At 70.8% G+C, this 20,680-nt stretch carries 21 protein-coding genes; 9 read left to right on the forward strand and 12 right to left on the reverse strand.

Going from position 1 to position 20,680, the window contains the following annotated elements:
• Positions 1-92 precede the first annotated feature (92 nt).
• From JDY09_RS03350 to cofH, 5 genes are all read left to right on the forward strand, one after another.
• Positions 93-455, forward strand: coding sequence for a hypothetical protein (locus tag JDY09_RS03350; protein WP_274717614.1), 363 nt, complete (start codon positions 93-95; stop codon positions 453-455).
• Positions 452-877 (forward strand): hypothetical protein, encoded by a 426-nt coding sequence (locus JDY09_RS03355; RefSeq protein ID WP_274717616.1) that lies wholly within the window; start codon positions 452-454, stop codon positions 875-877. Before JDY09_RS03350 ends, JDY09_RS03355 begins: the two co-directional genes overlap by 4 nt.
• Entirely contained in the window at positions 874-1,638 is a 765-nt protein-coding gene (locus JDY09_RS03360) for an SDR family NAD(P)-dependent oxidoreductase (protein WP_274717618.1), read from the forward strand. Before JDY09_RS03355 ends, JDY09_RS03360 begins: the two co-directional genes overlap by 4 nt.
• Before the next feature lie 142 nt (positions 1,639-1,780).
• Positions 1,781-2,557, forward strand: coding sequence for an MIP/aquaporin family protein (locus JDY09_RS03365; protein ID WP_274717620.1), 777 nt, complete (start codon positions 1,781-1,783; stop codon positions 2,555-2,557).
• Positions 2,558-2,704: 147 nt separating this feature from the next.
• Positions 2,705-4,933 (forward strand): 5-amino-6-(D-ribitylamino)uracil--L-tyrosine 4-hydroxyphenyl transferase CofH, encoded by a 2,229-nt coding sequence (cofH, locus tag JDY09_RS03370; RefSeq protein WP_274717622.1) that lies wholly within the window; start codon positions 2,705-2,707, stop codon positions 4,931-4,933.
• 69 nt (positions 4,934-5,002) lie between these two features.
• On the opposite strand, the gene JDY09_RS03375 is transcribed toward cofH, so the two are convergent.
• The 10 genes from JDY09_RS03375 to npdG form a co-directional block, all read right to left on the reverse strand.
• Entirely contained in the window at positions 5,003-7,282 is a 2,280-nt protein-coding gene (locus JDY09_RS03375; protein WP_274717623.1) for an ABC transporter permease, read from the reverse strand.
• Between the two features lie 62 nt (positions 7,283-7,344).
• A complete protein-coding gene (locus tag JDY09_RS03380) occupies positions 7,345-8,082 on the reverse strand; it encodes an ABC transporter ATP-binding protein (RefSeq protein WP_274717624.1) in 738 nt (245 codons plus the stop codon).
• Positions 8,060-8,581, reverse strand: a complete 522-nt coding sequence (locus tag JDY09_RS03385) for a PadR family transcriptional regulator (RefSeq protein WP_274717625.1) — start codon at positions 8,579-8,581, stop codon at positions 8,060-8,062. The genes JDY09_RS03380 and JDY09_RS03385 overlap by 23 nt, the downstream gene beginning before the upstream one ends.
• A 53-nt stretch (positions 8,582-8,634) precedes the next feature.
• Entirely contained in the window at positions 8,635-9,087 is a 453-nt protein-coding gene (locus JDY09_RS03390) for a cupredoxin domain-containing protein (RefSeq protein WP_274717626.1), read from the reverse strand.
• A gap of 21 nt (positions 9,088-9,108) precedes the next feature.
• On the reverse strand, positions 9,109-10,452 hold the full coding sequence (locus JDY09_RS03395) for a right-handed parallel beta-helix repeat-containing protein (protein ID WP_274717627.1): 1,344 nt from the start codon (positions 10,450-10,452) through the stop codon (positions 9,109-9,111).
• Positions 10,453-10,474: 22 nt separating this feature from the next.
• Complete coding sequence (locus JDY09_RS03400; RefSeq protein WP_274717628.1) at positions 10,475-11,554, reverse strand: multicopper oxidase domain-containing protein; 1,080 nt, start codon at positions 11,552-11,554, stop codon at positions 10,475-10,477.
• A gap of 35 nt (positions 11,555-11,589) precedes the next feature.
• Positions 11,590-12,435, reverse strand: coding sequence for a coenzyme F420-0:L-glutamate ligase (cofE, locus tag JDY09_RS03405; protein ID WP_274717629.1), 846 nt, complete (start codon positions 12,433-12,435; stop codon positions 11,590-11,592).
• On the reverse strand, positions 12,432-13,139 hold the full coding sequence (gene cofC / locus JDY09_RS03410) for a 2-phospho-L-lactate guanylyltransferase (RefSeq protein ID WP_274717631.1): 708 nt from the start codon (positions 13,137-13,139) through the stop codon (positions 12,432-12,434). The genes cofE and cofC overlap by 4 nt, the downstream gene beginning before the upstream one ends.
• 164 nt (positions 13,140-13,303) lie before the next feature.
• A complete protein-coding gene (cofD, locus tag JDY09_RS03415) occupies positions 13,304-14,257 on the reverse strand; it encodes a 2-phospho-L-lactate transferase (RefSeq protein ID WP_274717633.1) in 954 nt (317 codons plus the stop codon).
• 15 nt (positions 14,258-14,272) lie between these two features.
• Positions 14,273-14,965 carry an NADPH-dependent F420 reductase gene (gene npdG, locus JDY09_RS03420; protein WP_274717634.1) on the reverse strand — a complete coding sequence of 231 codons (693 nt, stop codon included), beginning with the start codon at positions 14,963-14,965 and terminating at the stop codon, positions 14,273-14,275.
• An 86-nt stretch (positions 14,966-15,051) separates the two neighbouring features.
• Between npdG and JDY09_RS03425 the strand changes: the two genes are divergently transcribed.
• From JDY09_RS03425 to JDY09_RS03435, 3 genes are all read left to right on the forward strand, one after another.
• Positions 15,052-15,804: an SDR family NAD(P)-dependent oxidoreductase gene (locus tag JDY09_RS03425; protein ID WP_428837460.1), complete on the forward strand. Its 753-nt coding sequence runs from the start codon at positions 15,052-15,054 to the stop codon at positions 15,802-15,804.
• A gap of 134 nt (positions 15,805-15,938) precedes the next feature.
• Positions 15,939-16,883, forward strand: coding sequence for a hydroxymethylglutaryl-CoA lyase (locus JDY09_RS03430; protein ID WP_274717635.1), 945 nt, complete (start codon positions 15,939-15,941; stop codon positions 16,881-16,883).
• Between the two features lie 241 nt (positions 16,884-17,124).
• Entirely contained in the window at positions 17,125-17,709 is a 585-nt protein-coding gene (locus tag JDY09_RS03435; RefSeq protein WP_274717636.1) for a M28 family metallopeptidase, read from the forward strand.
• 104 nt (positions 17,710-17,813) lie between these two features.
• Here the strand turns inward: JDY09_RS03435 and JDY09_RS03440 are convergent, their stop codons facing one another.
• Positions 17,814-18,113, reverse strand: a complete 300-nt coding sequence (locus tag JDY09_RS03440) for a HesB/IscA family protein (RefSeq protein ID WP_274717637.1) — start codon at positions 18,111-18,113, stop codon at positions 17,814-17,816.
• Between the two features lie 94 nt (positions 18,114-18,207).
• Positions 18,208-18,987 (reverse strand): enoyl-CoA hydratase/isomerase family protein, encoded by a 780-nt coding sequence (locus tag JDY09_RS03445; RefSeq protein WP_274717638.1) that lies wholly within the window; start codon positions 18,985-18,987, stop codon positions 18,208-18,210.
• Between the two features lie 40 nt (positions 18,988-19,027).
• Here JDY09_RS03445 and JDY09_RS03450 point away from each other — a divergent pair, with 40 nt between their 5' ends.
• Positions 19,028-20,581, forward strand: a complete 1,554-nt coding sequence (locus JDY09_RS03450; protein ID WP_274717639.1) for an acyl-CoA carboxylase subunit beta — start codon at positions 19,028-19,030, stop codon at positions 20,579-20,581.
• Positions 20,582-20,680 lie beyond the last annotated feature (99 nt).

Raw genomic sequence — 20,680 nt, forward strand, 5'->3', positions numbered from 1 at the left:
ACCGGGCGGTGCCGGCGCCGAGCCTGGCCATCGCCGCGGCCACCGTTCGGAGCGGACCCCGCCGCCCGGCGAGAGCGTACCCTTAGCCCGCGATGAGCCTCGTCGAGCAGTTCGAACGGATCGTTACGGCGTTGCCCGATGACTGGAGCTACCTCGAGCTCGACCTCGAGTTGCGCCGCCCGCAACAGTTCGTGGAGGCGGCGACGCTCCTCACCCAGGTCAACGCTATCCCCGACACTCGCGACGGCCTGCGCTTCACGATCCGCGTGGCGCACCGCTTCGGCCACGCCGCTGCCGTGCCCGCTGTGCGCGCCACGCTGCGCCTGCTCGACGAGCAGGGGATCGACGCCGCCCTGGCCCTCCGCGACGTGCGCGCAGGTCGCGCCGAGGTGGTGCCGATGTGGGGCCGTCCGGAGTCCGTGCGGCGCGAGTTTCAGCGCCTGCGGATGCAGTGACCGCGCTGCGGATCGCGGTCGCCTGCGACGACCTGCTGTTCGCGTCGCGGCTGCTCAGCTCGCTCGCCGCGGCTGGCAACGACGCCGAGCTGGTGCCGGTCGTGCAGGTCGGTAGCCTGCTCGCCGAACCCGCCGAGCGGGAAACCGCGAACCCTTTCGATGTCGTGATTGTCGACCTCGAAGCACTCGCCAGCGGTGCGCTGTCGTCGCCGTGCCGCGTCGACGTCCCCGCCGTCGGCTTTTATCCGCACGTGCGCTTCGACCTTCGCGCTCTCGGCGAGCGTCTCGGCTTCGCTGTCGTCGTTCCTCGCTCGCGCCTGGTCCGCGACGTCGTCGCGCTGGCCGTGCGAGCGGTGGAGCGAGCGGGCGTAACGCGGACGAGAATGCGCGCGGGAGAAGGAGTCGTCAGGGAGGAGCAGTGAGCGAGCAGCGGATAGCCGTGGTGACGGGCGCTTCCAGCGGGATTGGCGAGGCGACTGCCCGCCGGCTCTCGAAGGACGGGTGGCACGTAGTGCTCGTCGCGCGACGGCGTGAGCGGCTCGAGCGGCTTGCCGCGGAGCTCGGCTCGGCCACAGCGGTCGCTGTCGATCTCACCGACCCCGCGGCGCCCGCAGCGGTCGGCGAGCGGTGCCGCGAGCTCGGCGCTCTCCACCTGCTCGTCAACAACGCGGGTGCCTCTTGGCGGGCCGCGTTCGGCGACCCCGAGCGCGGCGGGGCCGCCAACGTCGAGCGCACGCTGGCGTTGAACTTCCTCGCCGTGGTGCGTCTCACCGAAGCGCTGTTGCCGCTGCTGCGCACGTCGGCACCGAGCGCGATCGTCAACGTCAGCTCCGTCGCGGGTCGCATCGCCCTGGCCCGCCAGGGGGCGTACGCGGCCTCGAAACACGCGCTGATCGGGTGGAGCGACGCTCTGCGCGCGGAGGAGCGGCGCCACGGCGTTCACGTCGGTGTCGTCCTGCCGGGGTTCATCGCCACCGAGGGCTTTCCGCACCGCGGGCTGCGGCGCAACCCGCTCACGCGCTGGATCGTCTCGAAGCCCGATCGTGTGGCAAGCGCGATCGTTGCCGCCGGTCCGGGGCGGCGCGCCGAGCGCTACGTGCCCCGGCCGTACGCGCTCGTTCCGGCTCTGCGCCTGCTGGCTCCACCGCTTTGGCGCGCGCTCACCGCGCGGATGTCGATGTGACCGCCTAGAGCGTCGACGAGCGCCTTCGAAACGGCGCACCTGGCGCTCACCGCGCGTACGTCTATGCGACTCCCTAGACTGCCCCCGTCGCCGTGGCCAAGCCCGGCCGTCGACCGTAAACCAGCACGAAGGAGGTCGCGAGTTGCAGGAACGTGGACCCGCCGCGTACCTGGCCGAGTTCGTCGGAACGCTGCTGCTCGTCTTTTCGATCACGGCGACGCTCAGCCTGTTCCTCGCCGAGCCGACGGCGACCAACCCGACGCCGTTCATCGACTGGTCGGTGATCGGACTCGTGCACGCGCTCGTGCTCGCGCTCCTCTTCTACGCGCTGCGCCCCTTCTCCGGCGGCCACCTGAACCCGGCGATCTCCGTGGCTATGGCGGCGCTGGGTCGTATCCGCGGCGCCGACGCCGTCGTTTACATCGTCTGCCAGCTCGCTGGGGCGACGGTCGGCGCCCTGCTCACCAAGCTGCTGCTCCTCGACGAGGGGCGTCCGTTCGACTGGGGCGCCGTGGCGGTCAGCGACCGGCTCAGCGGTAACGCCGCGCTCGGCATGCTCGCCGAGGGCATCGGCGTCTTCCTGCTGGTGTGGATCTTCATCGAGATCGTGCAGCGCCAGCATCCCAACGCTGGCGCCGGTCCGTTGTGGCTGGGTGCGGCGCTGGGCGTGGCGGCGATGATCTTCGGTCCGCTCACCGGCGCGGCTGTGAACCCTGCGCGCGCTTTCGGGCCGGCGCTCGTGGCGCCCTCTTTCGGTGGCGTCGGCAAGTTCCTGCTCGTGTACGTCGCCGCGCCGGTGCTCGCCGCGCTCGCCGCTTGCGGAGTGAGCGTCGCGCTGCGCAGCCTGCACGGCGGCGATCCCCGCGATGCCGAGCCGACGGCGTTCGCTGGCGAGCCGGCGCGCACGAGCAAGCGCTAGCCGAGCGCCGATAGCCGGCTACTACCGCGCGCAGCCGGAGGTGGCCGATCGCTGCTCGCCGGACCGGCCGCGCACGGGCCGCTGTTAGCCCGCTGCCGCCGGCGCGGCGTGCCTCGGCCCCCGCTGCACGGGCGTAGACTGCCACCGGTGCGGCGAGTCACCTTCTCGCGCAACTACACGATCTCGCTGTCGCGGACCTGCCGCTGCTACTGCAAGTACTGCGCGTTCGCGACGCACAAGCCCCACCTGCACGCGCCTGAAGCCGTCGAGCGGATGCTCGACGACGCCGTCCGGCGCGGTGCCAAGGAGCTGCTGGTGCTGACCGGCGAGGCGCCCGACGAGAACCGCGAGGTGCGCGAGCGCTTGCGCTCGTGGGGGCACGACAGCTTCCTCGATTACGTCGAGTGGACGTGCCAGCGGGCGCTCGACCGCGGGCTTCTGCCGCACACGAACATCGGCGTGCTGGAGCGCGAAGAGCTCGCGCGCCTGCGCCGTGTGACCGCCTCGCAGGGGTTGATGCTCGAGTCGATCGTGCCTGACCTGGTGGTCCACCAAGGGTCGCCCACCAAGCACCCTGCGGTGCGCCAGCGCGTGCTCGAGCTGGCGGGCGAGCTGCGCATCCCCTTCACCACCGGCATCCTCATCGGCATCGGCGAAAGCCGCCACGATCGCATCGCTGCGCTCGAGACGATCGCCGCCGTCCACCGCCGCTACGGGCACATCCAGGAGGTGATCCTCCAGAACTTCGTGCCCCATCCCCGCTACTACGGCCGCGAGCCAGCGCTGATCGCCGACCGAGCGCAGCGCGAGGGAACGCGCGGCGGCCACGAGCAGCCGCTGCCGTCGTGGGCGAGCGAGGTGACGCTCGAGGAGATGCGCGAGCTGGTCCGCGTCTGTCGCGAGCTGATGCCGGACGTGGGCATCCAGATCCCGCCGAACCTGGCCGACTGGTGGCTTGAGCTCGTCGAGTGCGGGGCGACCGATCTCGGGGGTCTGTCGGCGAACGGCGACCACATCTCCCCAGAGCACCCGTTCCCTTCGCCGCTCGAGCTGCGCAGGCGGCTCGCGGCGCGTGGTTACGCGCTCGGCGAGCGGTTGTGCGTGTACCCGCGCTACATGAACGAAGAGTGGCTCGACCGCGGCGTGCTCGACGTCATCCGCATCCGCTACTGGACGTTCTTGCCGCGCACCGAGCGGACAGCGCGCGTCGAGCGACGACGCGTGCCGCGGCCTGATCTCGTGGCGCGCGCTGTCGCGCGCGGTCGCGAGGGCGAGGAGCTCACCGCCGACGAGCTCGCGGCACTGTTCGCCGAGCGCCGCCCCGAGGCGATCGAAGAGATCCGCCAAGCAGCCGACGAGCTGCGCGCCGAGCTCGTCGGCGACACGGTGACGTTCGTCGTCAACCGCAACATCAACGTCAGCAACGTCTGCACGGTCGGCTGCGCGTTCTGCGGTTTCGGTCAGTCGCGGCGCTCCCCCGACGCCTACGAGCTCGACGAGGGCGAGTTCGTGCGCCGCGTCGAGGAGGCGGTCGCCTACGGCGCCACCGAGATCTGCATGCAGTCAGGCATCCACCCCGACTGGACGCTCGACGACTACCTGTACTGGTTGCGGGTCGCCAAACGGGTGGCGCCCCACATCCACCTGCACGCCTACTCGCCGATGGAGGTGCAGTGGATGTGCGAGCGCTCGGGGCTCGGTCCGCGCGGCGTCTTCGAGCGGCTGCGCGAAGCCGGGCTCGGCTCGGTCCCGGGCACGGCGGCCGAGATCCTCGACGACGGTGTGCGCGAGCGAATATCTCCCAACAAGCTGCCCGTCGCGCGCTGGGTCGAGATCATCGAGGCCGCGCACGCGATCGGCCTGCGTTCGACGGCGACGGTGATGTTCGGCCACATCGAAACCCCCGAGCAGCTCGCCGAGCACATGCGCGTCGTGCGGCGCGTGCAGGAACGGACCGGTGGCTTCACGGAGTTCGTGCCGCTCTCGTTCATTCCCTACCAGACGCTGCTCGGCCGCCGTTACGGCATCGAGGAGATCGCGCCCGAGGAGAACCTCAAGCACACCGCGGTGTTCCGCCTCGCGCTCGGCAAGACCGTTCGCAACCTGCAGGCGAGCTGGGTGAAAATGGGTCTCGAGCTCGCGACCGAGGCGCTTCGCTGGGGTGTGAACGATCTCGGCGGGACGCTGATGGAGGAGAACATCTCGCGCCTCGCCGGCTCGCGTCACGGCGTGCGCCTCGACCCCGCCGATCTTGTCGAGGCCGCGCACCGTGCCGGCCGGCCGGCTGCGGAGCGCACGACGCTTTACACGATCCGGCGGCGGTGGCCGATCGGCGAGGTTCCGCGGCGGCCGGTGGCGCTGCCGGTGGCCGGTTAGGTGCTGCGCTCGCCGCGCTCGACACGCAGCGCGTGGCTCGGTCGCCGCGCTAGACGCGCGGCTCGTCTTTCACTCGCTGCGCAAGGTCGCAGCCGGTGCTAGACGCGCCGCGCGCCGCGCCGGCGGCAACGCTGCTGCTGTCGCGAGCAGAAGAGCGACAGGCAGCAGAGCGGCGAGCGCCCATGGCGGCGCCCAGGCCACAACGTCCGGGCCGTCGTGCGGGTTGAGGACGATGACCAGGGTTCGGAACACCCACATGCCGAGCGGTACCCCTGCCGCCGTAGCGAGCACAGCGAGCAACGCCGCTCCCGCCGTGACCACCCCGGCCAGCTCGCGCGGGGTGAGCCCGAGCGCTTTGTAGAGCGCGAGGTTGCGCGCCCGCTCCTTGACCGCCAAAAGGAAGGCGCACAGAACGTTGATAACGGCGATTCCCAACAGCACCGCCTCGAGCGCGTAGACCACGCGGCGGGCCTGGGCGCGCTCGCTACGCCAGATGTCGCGCGACACCGCGACGGCGAAGGCTCCTCGAACGCGTTCACGGAGCGCGCGTGCAAAGGCGCGGTCCCGCCCGGGATCGTCGAGGCGTAACAGCAACTGGCGCGCCGGCGGCGGAGCGAGGCCGGCACGTCGCAGCGTCGCGGCCGACACCCAGAGGGTCAGCGCCCGGTCGAAAGGTTCGACGTAGCGCCCGACGACACGCACGACGAACTGGCGGCCGCCCACCTCTACACGCACCCGGTCACCGGTCGCGACGCCGAGCTCGCCCAGCAGCCGGCGTCCGATCAGCGCCTCCCCGGAACGGCGCAGCGGCCGACCGAGGGTGACCGTCGGCTGCATCGATCGCCAGGCCCCACGTGCGACACGCACCACGACCCGCTGGCCGGCGACGCGTGCGCCGACGCGTGCGATCGCAGCGCGCGACCTTACGTGCGCACCGCTGTCGCGCTCGGCACTCGCGAGCAGTTTCGGCTGGATGGCAGCTGGCTCTACCTGCACATCCCACGGGCGGCCGTCGCGCGCCGGGTCGGCGAGCAGTCGTGCGTACGTGTGCTCCATCGACGCCAGCGCCACCAGCATCGCTGCAGCGAACGCCAGAGTGGCCGCGCACAGCCAGGCGCGCGGGCGGCGTGCGAAGGTCTCGGCCACCCCCAGCGCGATCGGTGCGGGGACTTGCAGACGCAGCGCCAAACCCGCTAGCCGCGCGCGGTGTGCGGCCACCATCTGGGGTCGCCCGAGGGCCAACGCGCTGCCGACGCGAGCAGCCGCCGCCCGTCCGATGGCGGGCAGCGTCGCCAGTGCGACCGCGGCCAGGGCGATCGCCGCTGCGACAGCTGCGGTGTCACCACCGGGCCACGGCACGAACGGGGCGCCGACGAGTTCGACGAGCGGGGCGAGCAGCGGCCGGGACGCAGCGAGACCGACGATTGTCCCGATAGCCACCGCCGGCAGGGCTATCGCCAAGTTTTCGAGCAGATAGCGCGAACCGACCTGTATCGGACCGAGGCCGAGCGCTTTCAACAAGCCGACTTCGTAGGTGCGTGAAAGCACGCGACTGCTCGTCGCAGTTGCGAAAACGAAACAGCTCGCCGCGAGACCCAAAAGAGCGAACGTTTGCAGGACGACCGTCTCGAGGCGCGTCAACTGCGCGTAGTCGGCGGCGACCGCCTTCGTCGTCGCCAGTCGTGCGCGCGGGGCGAGGGCGCGCAAGCGGGCGCGGAAGCGTGCCAACGCGCTGCTGCTCGGGTCGGCGAGACGGATCGCGCGCACGAGCTCGCTGCGACCGGAAACAGCGGCGACGAGCTGTGGTGGCGCCCACATCAGCGTTTCGCGCGCGCGATCGAACGGCGGCAGCGAGACGGTGCCGGCGATCCCCACCACCCGCACGCCCCGACCGCCGACCGTTAGCCGGTCGCCGACGGCCAGCCCGAACGCGCGTGCGAACGTGCGCTCGGCCACCACCTCGCTGCGCGACCACGGCCGCGGTGGCCGACCGCGTTCGACGAGCGGTCGGTCGACCGTCGCGGCGTCGTCCCACTCGCGTAGGGCGGCCGCTATCCGTAGACCGCTACCCCGGAGCAGTACGTGCCGCTGGCGCAGATCGCGACCGGCCGCTGCGATGCCGGGAAGACGGGCTGCGGCGCGAACGTCGCGTGCGCTTCCGGTCACGACGAGGGTCGGATCGCCAGCGGCGGCGCGGGCGCGCCGCAGCGGGTCGCGACCGACATCGAAGAGGGCGATCGCCATCGTGAGCACCGCCGCAGCCGAGGCCACGACGATCGCGGTGAGCAGAAACTGCACCGGTGCGTCGCGGAGTGCGGCGCGCAGCAGCAGTAGTTGGGCGCTGAACACGGCGCGGGCACGCGCGGCGCACCCTATGCCCACACCGTGCTGCCGGTGGCGCGGCCGCGCGCTCACCGCGGATCGACGCGCCAGAGGCGCTCGAGCGTCGATGACGCGCTTCCCGGGACGAGGACCGCCTCTTCGACGATGCGGCCGTCGCGCATCTGCAGCACGCGATCGGCGGCGCTCGCGACGCGCTGGTCGTGCGTGGCGAGAACGATCGTCTGACCGCGCGCGTGCACCTCGCGCAAAAGCCCGAGAACGACGCTCGTAGCGGCCGAGTCGAGACTGCCGGTCGGCTCGTCGGCCAACAGAAGAAGTGGCTCGGCCGCGAGCGCGCGAGCTATCGCTACCCGTTGCTGCTCGCCGCCCGAGAGGCGCGACGGCAGCTCGCCGGCGCGATTCTCGACACCGAGGCGCGCCAGCAGGGCGCGCGCCCGCTGGCGCGCCACGCGCGGCCGCGTGCCGGCGACGATCGCCGGCAGCTCCACGTTCTCCTGCACTGTGAGGGTGTCGACAAGGTTGAAGAACTGGAACACGAAACCGATCGTGCGCCGGCGCCGCAACGCCCAGGCGCGCTCCGACAGCCGATCGACGCGCTCGCCGCCGATCTCGATCGTGCCCCGGTCGGGGCGTTCGAAACCAGCGATCAAGTGCAGGAGCGTCGATTTTCCGCAGCCGCTGGGACCGGTCAAGGCGACGAACTCGCCCGGGGCCAGAGCAAGATCAACCCCGCGCACCGCTTCGACCGCGGCTGCACCTTCGCCGAAGCGTTTGTGCAGATCCCTAGCTAGGAGCGTGAACCGCAAGGCGCTCCTCGCAGCGCTCGAGCCACTCGAGGTCAGCCTCGAGGTGCAGCTGCAACGCCTCGGCGGCGAGGGCCACGGCGGGATCGCTAGCTCGGTCGCTGCGCAGCAGCTCCTCGGCGTCGCGCAAGGCCTGCAGGCACTCGCGCCGCTGCCGGCCGAGCAACGTGCCGACGTCGCCGATGCCGGACAGGCCGACAGCCACCAGTTTGAGGAAGAACTCGTTGCGGAAGTAGGTGGGGGGGCTGGGCGACTGCGACCACGTCCGCAGCTCTTCCTCGCCGCTCGGCGTGAGCTCGTAAACGCGCTTGTTCGGCCGCTCCGACTGCTCGACATCGCTGCCGACGATCAGGCCGTCGCGCTCGAGGCGCTGCAGCGTCGCGTACACCTGGCCCGGGTTCACCGACGACATCAGGCCGTGCAAACGCTCTTCCACCTCCTGGTGCAGCTCGTAGCCGTGCGCCGGCCTGCGCGCAAGGAGGGACATCAAGACGTACTTCATGCGACCAGAATGACACAGCCGCGGGCGCGCTTCCATGGCGCGCCCGCGGGCTGTTAGCGGACCACTATGCGCATCGTCATCTCGGCGTGGAGCGTGCAGATGATGCGGTAGGTACCGCGCCGTGTGAGCCGCCGCTTGTAGGTGTAGTCGCTGGCGGCGAGCGCCGAGCGGAACTTGCGCACGCCACGTGGGCCGCGCGCGAGATAGACGTCGTGGACGTCGCCGGGGATCCGCGGCCAGCGCCAGACGACCGTCGTCCCGCTGCGAATCCGCAGCTGCGACGGCTTGTAGAAGTAGTCGCCGACTTTCACGGTGACCTGGCGCTGGCGAGCGGCGTCCGCTCGCTCGCTGCGACTGTTCGCCGCGACCGCCAGTGCCGCGCAACCGGCAGCCAGGAGGGCAGTGGCCGGCAGGCGTTGCAGGACTGCGCCACCTGCGAGCCTCGCGCCGCGCCGGGTGTCCCCGGCGCGGCGGTCGGCCGTTCGTTCTCGCCTGTTCGCGTCCATGCCGTCCTCCTGCCCCCGAAGTCAGCGTCGATAGCGCTCGACCGGTTTCACGCCCTTGCGCGGCGCATGCGGATGGCGCAGCCAGAACTGCTCGAACGTCTCCGGCTTCTTCGGGTTCTGGGCCGCGATCCACTGTGCCGCCTCCCCAAGCACGGTCGGATCGATGGCGTTCTCGCTCGGCCCGGGGCAGGGTGCGTAGGTAGCTTGCGAACCGAGGTAGGGCACCGGGCTCGTCAGGACGTTGCCCAGGAAACAGTTGCCCGTTCCGGAGCCGTCGTAGGCGAGGTCGCGGCCGTTGAGGTCCTTGCCGTCGAGCCCGAAGCGGTTGTTGCGTACGACGTTATTACGCAACGTCGCCGCTTCGCGCAGCTTCGGGTCGCTATCGCCGGCCAGCTCGAACTGCTGGACCATGCCGAAGCCGACCAGCCAGTTCCCGAAGATGCGGTTGTTCTCGACGATCGTGCCCTGGCTTCCGAAGAGCAGGATGCCGATACCGATCGGGTAGGCCGACAGTCCTGCCGGTCCGCTCGTCGGGATCTTGAAAGGCGCTCCGCGGTAGTAGTTGAAGTTGTTCCAGAAGACGTCGTTGTCGGCGATGACGTTCTCTTCCGGGGGCGGATACTTCTCGGTCCGCAACGCGTTCGGGACGATGCCAACTCCGTTGTTGAAGAACTGGCTGCGGCGGATCGTCACGTAACGCATGTTCGTCCCCGAGAAGCCGAGAACGTTCAGATACGACTTCACGTTGGTGACGAACGAACGCTTCTTGCGGCCTTTTTGGGGCGGTGTCTGGCCGATGTAGAAGCCCGAGTCGTTGTTGTAGTACGCCTCGGAGTTGGACATCGTGCCGCCCTTGGAGTTGAAGGCGTAGATTCCGTAAACGCCGCAGCGTTCGGCGACGAGACGGTCGAGCGTGTAGCCGTCGGCGTTGACTACGAAGAAGCAGTTGGCTTTGTAGTTGCGCGCATAAAAGCCGCGGATCGTCACGCCGTCAGCGGCGTTGACGAAGAACGCGTTCTGGCCGCCGGCGCCGCGCACCCCCTTGCCGTCGAGACGCACACGGTGCGGGTTCTTGGGATCACCAACGATCCGCAGGCCGTCGTAGCGGCGACCGAGAATCTGCACGCCCTCGCGGTAGGTGCCGGGACGCACGACGATCAGATCACGCCCCGTCGCCCGCTTGATGGCAGCGCGGATCGTCTTGTAGCGGCAGCCGCGCTTGCAGACGACGAGCTTGCGACCCTTTTTCGACGCTGCCGGGACCTTGCCCGGATTGGCCGGGGGCGGGTATTCGGCAGCGAGCGCGGGGGGCGCGGCGAACGCCACAGCGCTCAGCGCCACCGCCAGGCTTAGCGTTTTGATCATCGTTTCCTTCCTCCCTCGTCGGTCATCTGGGATCGACCAAGTACCAGCCCGCCATGCCGGCGTCCTGGTGGCTGAAGACGTGGCAGTGGTAGAGCCAACGGCCGGGGTTGTCCTCGGTGAACGCGGCGGTGATCGTTTCGTTGGGCCCGACGGTCGGACAGTCGACGAGCGCGCCCGCGCTGTCGCGCCAGCGGTGGCCGTGGATGTGGAAGGTGTGAAAGTTGGAGTCCATTCCGATCACGTGGATCGCGACACGCTCTCCTACGCGTGCGCGCAAGGTCGGTGTGTTGCCCGCGAATGCGCGACCGTTGATGCAGTGCAGCACGGTGTCGGCGCCCGTGATCTGGGGCGGGAAGTTGTGCAGGAAAAGCGCGTACTCGCGGTCGGGTCGGGCGGCGCCGCGTTCGCGTACGACGATCGCGCCGAACAGACCGCGGAAGGTGTTGAGGGTGTGGTTCGGCCCGTGGTCGTGGTAGGGCCAGACGCCCACCGAGTCGGGTGTCGCCTCCCAGACGTAGGTGAACTCCTCGCCGGGAGCGACGAAGCCACCGGCACGCGTGAACTCGCCCAGGTAGGCGCCGTCGTACTCGGGGTTGTAGCGCACCCCGTGCGGGTGCACCGTCAGAGCTTGGCGCAGCCGCTCGGCGCCGTTGCGGAAGTGCACGACAATGACGTCGCCGACCTCGGCTTCGAGCGTCGGCCCGGGGATGCGCGGCGGCCCGAGCGGGTGTGCGAAACCAGCCGACCACGCTTGGTAGGCGAGCGCGCGGAAGGTCACACGCGGGACGCGGCGGGCGTGCCACTCGTCGTACCCGCGCGGGGTCACCTGCCAGCGGACCGGTCGCGCGACGAGCCAGTACTCGCGCCGTCGGCCGCCGGGGGCCGGTGCAGGCGTCGCGAAGCTCAAGCTGTCTACCCGGTCGCGGCGCGCCGAAGCGGGACGGCGGAGCGACGCCGCGGCGGCATCGACCCGCTGCACGTCGCGCGCCGTGCGCACCGTGAACTGGCGCTCGCCGAGGGCGCAGACGAAGAACGCGCCGCCCGTGGCCGCCAGAAAGTCGCGCCGCCCGAGGCGGGCGGAGAAGCGATCCCGCCCTCCCATCTGACGCCAATAGATACTCGGTATCTAGGCTGAGGTCAAGGGTCGGCGCTCGGCATTTCGTCGATCACTGGTCCGGAGCCGGGCGCGGATAGGTGCCCGGAGACACCGTGGTCGACCGACTCAGCACCCGATCGGAACAGATCGTGGGCGCGCTCGCGCAACAGCGCCGCCGCACCTGGCCCGTCGTCGCGCTGGACGAAGCGGCCGAGCCCGTGCACGAGCACCGCGGCTCGGCCGTCGGCCTTGCCGCGCACCAGCTCGGCGGCAGCAGCTACTGCATCGGCGATCGCGATCGTCGTCGCTCTCAGCTCGCGTCCCGAGCGGTCGCTCGCTCCCCGCAGGTCGAGCAGCGGGGTGAGCCCCGCGCAGCCGAGCGCCACGTCGACCGTGCCCACGCGGAACGGGCGACCGAAGCTGTCGGTGACGACGATCGCGGGTGCGACGCCGCGCACGCGCGCGATTCCGCGCCGCAGTTCGCGCGCCGAGCGGTCGGGGTCGCACGGCAACAGAACCACGGTGCCGGGTTCCGTGTTCGACTGATCCACCCCGGCGTTGGCGCACACGAAGCCGTGGTTCGTTTCGCAGATCAGAACACCCGGACCGACCCGTACGAGCGCGCGTGACTCGTCGAGGACCGCCTGGACGAGACGCGGGTCCTTGCCGAGCTTCCTCGCCAGAGCGCGAGCACGCGCGGAGGGCGTGATCGTCGCCAGCGGCCGGATGCGACCCTCGGCTTTCGAGACCACCTTGTGGGCGACACAGAGCACCTCCTCTCCCGTGACTCCCTTCGGCAGGCTCTCGGCGAGCAGCGTCGCGAGATCGCACCCCGGTGAAATCTCGGGGAGCGGCGGCAGCGGCTCGACAATCAGACGGTCGCTCACTTCGCGGTCGTAGCCGCTGGCGAGCCGAGCCTGGCACCCGCCGGTGGGCGCAGGTCGGCGCTCGCGGCGGCCGCGGCGACCGCGTCGGCCAGCTCGCGCTCGGCCGCGGTGCGGCCGCTGCGGCCGGCGAGCGACCACGCCGCGGCGGCTAGGTCGTCGACGGTGTCGATGTCGAGCGCCAGCCGGCTGTCGCGCAAGAACGCCCAGCTCCGGCCGCTGGCGATCGCCAGAGCACGGTGGCGTTCGCAGCTGCCGTCGCCGAACGAAGGGCGGATCGCGTCCGCCGGCGACAGGGCCAGCGCGTTCGTGCCGGTTCCGTGGCGGTCGGGGACGATCACGATCGCGCGGCTGCGCGCAGCGTGCACGAGCGTCGCGAGCGCGTCCGCCGTGACGAGCGGTATATCGGCGGGCAAGAGGACGACGTGGCTGGCGCCGAGCTCGTCGCAAGCGATCGACGCGCCTAGCTCGGCGGCGCCCGACTGACCGGGGTTGCTTGCGTCCTCCACAGTCCGGTCGGCACGCGCTCGAGCGACCGCCGCACCGGAAGCACAGCCGACGACAGCGACGGTGGCGTCGATCTCGCGACAGCTCGCCACCGCCTCGAGAGTGTTCGCGAGCAGCGCTTCGGCAAGCCGGGCGCGCGCAGCGGCAGGGACGACAGGAGAGAGACGCTGTTTGGCGGACGCGAACGCTTTCGCTGTCACCACGCAGACAACCCGCTGCGACCTCTGCGCGCAGTTGGCGAGGGCGGTGTCGGGCGCGCGGCCGGTACTGCTTGCGCCTCCGCTGCTCCCGCTCCTACTGCGGCCGCTGCCGCCACCACCATCGCTGCCCCCGGCCCTGCCGCTCTGGTCCCGGTCGCGGCTCGTCAAGGTGCCTTCGCCCCCTCGCTTCTCGTGGTCGTCGGCGGAATCCTCGCACCGAGTTCGCGTCCGAGCGACAACACCGCTTGCGCGACACGGGCGCGGCCGGCGCGATCGTCCATGCGCGTGTCGGTCACCCGATGTGGCAACCCGTCCACGGGCTCGTCAGCGACGATGCCGTCCACGAGACCGGCGTAGGCGTTCGCGATCCCACGCGCACTCGATTCGATTCCGGCGAAAGCGCAAAAAGCGTCGGTCGGTCCCTTGACTGCGCGCCCGCCGACGAAAGGGCTGACCGCGATCGCCGGCACCGTGCGCGCGGCAAGTGCCCCCCGCACGCCACGCACCGCGAGTATCGGCCCGATCGAGATGACCGGGTTCGATGGTCCGATCACGATCAACCGAGCGCTGTGAAGCGCCGCCTCGACCTCGCGCGTCGGTGCCGCGTCGTCGGCGGCCTCGACCTCGACCGCCTCGATCGGTCCCCGTGCTCGCTCGCGAACCATGAACTCCTGGAAGTCGAACCAGCTGCCGGCCGCGCGTACGCGTGTGCGCAGTTCGGTGTCGGTGGCCGGCAGCACCCGCGTCCGCACGCCGACCGCGTCGGCGACCGCCTGTTGGGCGACCGTTTTGCGCCGTCCGGCGCGGAGCAGCTCGGTGCGGATCAGGCACAGCGCCAGATCGCGGTCGCCGAGACGGAACCACGGGTCCCGCCCGTAGGCGGCAAGCGCCTCCATAACGTGCCAGCTATCGCCGCGGATGCCGTACCCGCGCGGGTCGATGAGGTCGGCGAGCCAGTAGGTGACAAGGTCGGGATCTGGCGACACGTGCACGCCGTAAACCCAAACGTCGTCGGCGACGTTGGCGATCACGGCGAGGTCGGCAGGGTCGGCCAGCGCTTCGGCGAGGGCGCGCGCCAGCTTCGCGCCGCCGGTGCCTCCCGACAGAAGCGCGATCATCGCCGCCAGCTCGTGTCAATCCGCCCAGTGTCCGGCGGCGTCTTCGGGGAGTCCGGTGATGCGCACCCCGGCGTGGGTTCGGTAGCGGCGGTTGATCGAGATCAGCAGCGGCGTCAAGCCCTCGATCATCCGCGCCATCTCGAGCGGGCCGCAGTCGACCGGCCGCAGCCCGTCGATGCGCAGCACGAGCTCGGCGACACGCCGTCGGGCTGCGCGTCGGTCGCCGGCGATCAGAACGTCCTCGTCGAGCTGTTCGTCGAGCCGACGCAGGCGGTCGGCGGAGACGGTGTGAAAAGCGCTGACGACGTCGACGCCGTCGGGAACCATTTCGGCCGCTTGCTCGGCCGCCGACCCCTGGGGCACGCCGAGGAGCCGCGTCGCCTTGCCCGAGAACGCCGCCGCTAGCGGAACGGTGGCGTCGACCAGCACCTGCCCCGGCTGGAGCACAGGCTTGAGACGCGTGAGGTTCTCGGACTGGGCGCGGAACGGCACGCAGAGCAGGACCACGTCGCCGCGGGTCGCTGCCTCCTCGTTGACCGCCGCTTCCGCCGACGCCTGGGGCAAGACCTCGCGCAGACGGGAGACGGCCTCGTTAGCGCGCCCGATGTCGCGCGACCCGACGACCACGTGCTCGCCCGCAGCGGCGAGCCGCAAAGCGAGACCGAACCCGAGCGCGCCCGTCCCGCCGATGATCGGTACCGTCGCCACAGGCGCGCGAGCCTAGCGCAAGGGCGCAGGGCGAGCGGCTCGCGCGAGTGCGGCGCTGGTTTAGGTTGACGAGCGTGATGCTCACGATGCGCGGAATCGAGGGAAGGGTGGCGGTCGTTACGGGCGGCGCAAGCGGCATCGGCGCGGCGACGTGCCGGCGTCTCGCCGAGGAGGGAGCGCGCGTTGCCGTCGTAGATATCGACATGGCCGGTGCCGAGCGCGTAGCCCACGAGACCGGCGGGCGCCCGTACCGGTGCGACGTGGCTGACGTCGACCAAGTGCGCGCCACGGTCGGCGCGGTCGAGCGCGAGCTCGGCGCCGTAGACCTGCTCGTAAACAATGCCGGTACCGACGAGTTCGGTTTCCTCGTCGAAACTCGCCCCGAGCAGTGGGACCGCGTTCTGGCGATCAATCTGCGCGGCGTCATCGCCTGTACGCACGCGGTCCTTGCTGGCATGCAGGAGCGCCGATTCGGGCGCATCGTGAACGTCGCTTCGGAGGCGGGGCGAGTCGGCTCGCGCGGCTCGAGCGTCTATTCGGCCGCCAAGGCAGGGGTGATCGGTTTCACCAAGGCCGTGGCACGGGAGGGAGCGCGCTACGGCGTCACGTGCAACGCGGTGGCGCCGGGCCCGATCGAGACGCCGCTCTTGATGGCGGCCCCCGAGCACCTCGGCGAACGGGGGCGCAAATTGATCGAGACGATGGTCGGCTCGACTGCGCTGCGGCGGATCGGTCGACCGGAGGAGGTCGCGGGAGCGATCGTCTTCCTGCTGAGCGACGACGCGAGCTACATCACCGGCGAGACGCTCGGTGTGAGCGGCGGACTCGGCATGGTCTAGCGCTCTTCACGGCCTGACACACTCCCCGCGGGCGGGGCACTCGCGGCCGATTGGGGCGCGCGCCGCGGGCTCGCGCGACGAGCGACACAATTGGTCGCGCCGCAAGCGAGTCGACAAGGGAGAGGGAACGTGCGATGAACGCGTCGACGGGGGAGCGAGTGAAGATCCGCGAAGTCGGGCCGCGCGACGGCTTCCAGAACGAGCCCGAGGTGATCCCCACCGAGCACAAGGTGAGGTTGGTGGAGTGCCTCGCGCGCACCGGTCTCGAGCGTCTCGAGGTGACGAGCTTCGTGCGTCCGGACGTGATCCCGCAGCTCGCCGACGCCGAGGAGGTGCTGCAGCGGATCGACGTTCCTCCCGGGGTGTCGCTGAGCGTGCTCATCCCCAACGAGCGCGGACTCGAGCGTGCGCTCGCGGTTTGCGAGCGTGCCGGTCGCAGCTTGTTCCACGAGGTGAACGTGTTCCTCTCGGCGAGCGAAGAGCACAACCGACGCAACGTCGGCCGCTCGATCGCCGAGTCGCTGGCCGGGCTGGAGCGCACCGTCGCGAGAGCGCGGGCGGCTGGCTTCCGGTGCGAGGGGGTGATCTCGGTGGCCTTCGGCTGTCCCTACGAGGGGCGCGTACCGCCGGAACGGGTGTTCGAGATCGCTCGTGCCTTGCGCGACTTCGGCTGCGAGGAGATCGGTTTCGGCGACACGACCGGAATGGCGAACCCGCGCCAGGTCGGCGAGTTCTTCGAGCGGGCCAGCCAGCAAGTGCCAGGCGTCGAGCTCACCGCCCACTTCCACAACACGCGGGGTCAGGCGCTCGCCAACGTGGTGGCGGCCCTCGACGCTGGTGTCCGGTCGTTCGAGTCGTCGTTCGGCGAGCTCGGCGGTTGCCCGGTGCCGCGCGGCGCGACCGGCAACGTCGCAAGCGAGGATCTCGTCTCGATGCTGCACGAGATGGGCTACGAGACAGGCATCGATCTGGCGCGCTTGCTCGCGTGCGCCCAGGCCGTCCAGGAGCTGCTTGGGCGTCCGCTCGGCAGCCACCTGCTGACGGCCGGTCCGATCGACTGGACGGGGCGCGCAGATTGAGCGACCCCGTTGGCGGCGCCCGCGCAGCAGCGGAGGGGGTGCACGCGCGCCTTGCGAACGACGTAGAGGCGCTAACCGCGATTGCGCGCGGGTCGGCATCATCTGGCATCCCGCGATCGTGCGTCCCGGCGACAGGTTGGCACGGCGGAGCGGCCGCCGCGCCTCGCTTGCGTTGGTCCCGGAGCTCGCGCTCGCGGCGGTGGCTTTAGCACCGGCCGCTATAGCGCGAGCTGCGGGACGGGTGCTCGCTGCGGGCGCGCTGCTTACGGCCGAGTCGCTCGCCCGCGCTCCCGTGCCCGGCGCCAACGACAACGCGAGCGGGGTCGCCGCGGTCCTCGAGCTAGCGCGCCGTCTCGCGGCGCGATGCCCTGCGAACGCGACCGTCGAGGTCGTCCTCACCGGCGCCGAGGAAGCGGGGATTGGGGGCATGGCCGCCTACCTCGCTAGCGCCGGTGCTCGCCTCGACCGGGCGAACACGCTCTTCCTCGGCCTCGACACGGTCGGATCGGGCGAGCCGGTGGTGCTGGTCGCCGAGGGGGGAGCGTGGCCGGTCCGCTACGGCGAGCGCGACATCGAGCTCGCTCGCAACGCGGCGCGACGTGCCGGGCCGCCCGTGCCCCGGCGCTGGCGGATCGGTGGTTGGACCGACCCGGCGCTAGCCCGGCTCCGCGGTTTCCCTGCGTTGTCTGTGTTGTCGCCGCGCGACGGCGGTTTTCCGAACTACCACCGCCCGGGCGACATGCCCGCGCAGGTCGACATCGACTGCGTCGCGGCGGTTGTGGACATCGCGGAAGCGATCGTCCGCGCCTGGGCGAGCGAGGATTAGGCGCTTCGCGCGGAAGCGCTCAACGGATCGGAGCGACGGTCTCGACGCGCGGGTGGGGCGCGCCGATTCTCGCCGCAGCGAGCGCGCTGTCGGTGTCGAGGCCGCTAGCTGGCGCTGGGCGGTCCCTGCTGGAGCAGCGCGAACGCGATGTGGTCGCGCTCGACGTGGGCGTCGAGCACCTTGTCGTCGACGAGCGGCAGCGCTTGCGGCTCGATGAAGACTGCGGCCCCTGCCACCTCGACGATCTCGTCCTCGGCCTCGGGCCCTTCGCGCAGCGAGATCTCTAGCGCGCCGGCGGTGCCCGATCCCGCCAGCGTGATCCGCATCCCCGAACCCTCGGGCATCTCGGAGGCGGCGAGCAGATCGCGGATCGCTTCGCTCGCCGCCGGGGAAATCGCGAGCATGGTCGCTTCTCCTTTCGACGGTTGCCTGTGCTTCGAGCCTTCCCGCGCCTGCGACTGACTAAACGTCGACGTGCGAAGAAGCCCCGCGCCCCGCTCAGCGGCCGCGGAACTGCGGCGCGCGGCGCTCGAAGAAAGCGTTCGTCGCCTCGCCGAAATCGGCGCTCGCGGCGAGCCGCTCCTGGAGCGCCACCTCGAGCTCGAGCGTTGCGGCGAGGGCGGGCTTGGCGACCTGGTCAAGTACGCGCTTGGCGCGACCGACGGCGAGCGGTGCGCACGCCAAAAGCTCGTCGCAGAGCTGGGCGGTGGTGGCGTCGATCTCGGCGGCCGGGGCGACGCGGTTGGCGAAGCCGATGCGATGAGCCTCGGCACCGTCGATCAGCTTGCCGGTCATGATCAGCTCCTTGGCGTTGCCGAGCCCGACCACCGCTGGCAGCCGTGAGCTCCCGCCGACGTCAGGGATCAAGCCGACGCGCGTCTCGACTATGCCGGCTGTCGCCTCGCGCGCCATAACGCGCAGGTCGCACGCCAGCGCCAGCTCGAACGCGCCGCCGAGGCAGACCCCCTCGATCTGGGCGACGGTCGCCTTCGGCATCTCCTCGAGCAGGTTCCACCAGGCGATCAGCCGGCGGCGGAAAGCCCGCAGGCGCTCGGGAGCGCGCGAGAGCTCGCGCAGCTCGCCGACGTCCATGCCCGACGAGAACACGCCGCCGTTGCCGCGCACCACGACGACGCGCACACCGTCGTCGTCGGCGGCGCGTTCGAGCTCGGCGCCGAGCGCCGCGCACAGCTCTCCGTTCAGGGCGTTCCGCTTCTCGGGGCGGTTGAGCACCAGGTGCCGCACCGCCCCCCGATCGACGACCTCCACTAGCGCCATGAGGGCAGCGTAACCGTCCCTCGTGGGACACTTCGCTTCCGTGGAAGCTCGAGGAGCCCAGGCAGGGGAGGTTCCGGCGCTCGCTGCAGCGATCGAGCGCGCTCTAGCGGGAGGGCCCGAACACCACCGGCGCAAGGCCGCGGAACAAGGGAAGCTCCCTGTGCGCGAGCGGATCGCACGACTCGTCGATCCCGGCAGCTTCTGCGAGGACGGCTTGCTCGCGCACGCCGAGGAAGAAGGGTTCGGGGCCGACGGCGTCGTCACCGGCACAGCGACCGTCGACGGTCGACCGATCTGCCTGATGGCCAACGATCCGACCGTCAAGGCGGGCTCGTGGGGGCCCCGAACGGTCGAGAAGATCGTGCGCATCCAGGAGCGAGCGCTGCGGCTCGAGGTGCCGATCGTCTACCTCGTCGACTCTGCGGGCGCGCGCATCACCGACCAGGTGCAGATGTTCCCCGGCCGCCGCCACGCCGGGCGAATCTTCTTCAACCAGGTGCAGCTTTCGGGGGTGGTGCCCCAGGTCTGCCTGCTGCTCGGCCCGTCGGCGGCCGGCGGCGCCTACATCCCCGCCTTCTGCGACGTCGTCGTGATGCATGCCGGTAACGCGTCGATGTATTTGGGATCGCCGCGCATGGCGGAGATGGTGATCGGCGAGCGGGTGACGCTCGAAGAGATGGGCGGTGCGCGCATGCACTGCGAGGTTTCGGGTTGCGGTCACTTCCTGGTCGCCAGCGACAGCGAGGGGATCGATCTCGTCCGCCGCTACCTCTCCTACATGCCGAGCAACTTCCGCGGCGAGCCGCCGCAGCTGCCGGCGCGACCGCCGAGCCCATCAGCGCGGCCGCTCGAGGAGGTTGTGCCCGACGACGAGAACCGCCCCTTCGACATGCGCGCGGTGATCGCGGCACTGGTCGACGAGGGCAGCTTCCTCGAGGTCCACGAGCGGTGGGCGCGCGAGCTGATCGTCGGCTACGCGCGCCTCGCCGGATCGGTGGTTGGGATCGTCGCCAACCAGCCGAAGGTGCGGGGTGGCGTGTTGTTCGTCGACTCGGCCGACAAGGCGGCGCGTTTCATCTGGACGTGCAACGCGTTCAACATCCCGCTGATCTTCCTCGCCGACGTTCCGGGCTTCATGATCGGCACGCAGGTCGAGCGCCAGGGGATCATCAGGGCGGGGGCGAAGATGATCTCGGCGGTGTCGGAGGCGACGGTCCCGAAGATCTCGGTGATCGTGCGCAAGGCGTACGGTGCCGGCCTGTACGCGATGGCCGGGCCGGCCTTCGAACCGGACGCGTGCCTTGCGCTCCCGTGGGCGCGGATCGCAGTGATGGGCCCCCAGGCGGCGGTGAACGCCGTCTACTACAACCGTTTGCAAGCGATCGACGATCCCGCTGAGCGCGAGCGCACGGCGGAGCGCTTGCGGGCTGAGTACGCGCGCGAGATCGACATCGTGCGGCTGGCGTCGGAGCTCGTCGTCGACGCCGTAGTCGCGCCGGAAGACCTGCGCGACGAGCTTGTGCGGCGCCTCGCCGCTGCGCGCAGCAAACGGCGCGACTGGCCGGCCAAGAACAACCCGGTCACTCCCGTCTAGCAGTTAGCGGGTGCCACCGCGCGCTGGCGAGCGTCGCGCGACGGTTGCGAGCGTCCCGTCCCGGTCGCTAGCGACGCCGCGCGGTTGGCACGGCAGCGC

The sequence above is a fragment of the Thermoleophilum album genome, assembly GCF_028867705.1.
Classification (GTDB): domain Bacteria; phylum Actinomycetota; class Thermoleophilia; order Solirubrobacterales; family Thermoleophilaceae; genus Thermoleophilum.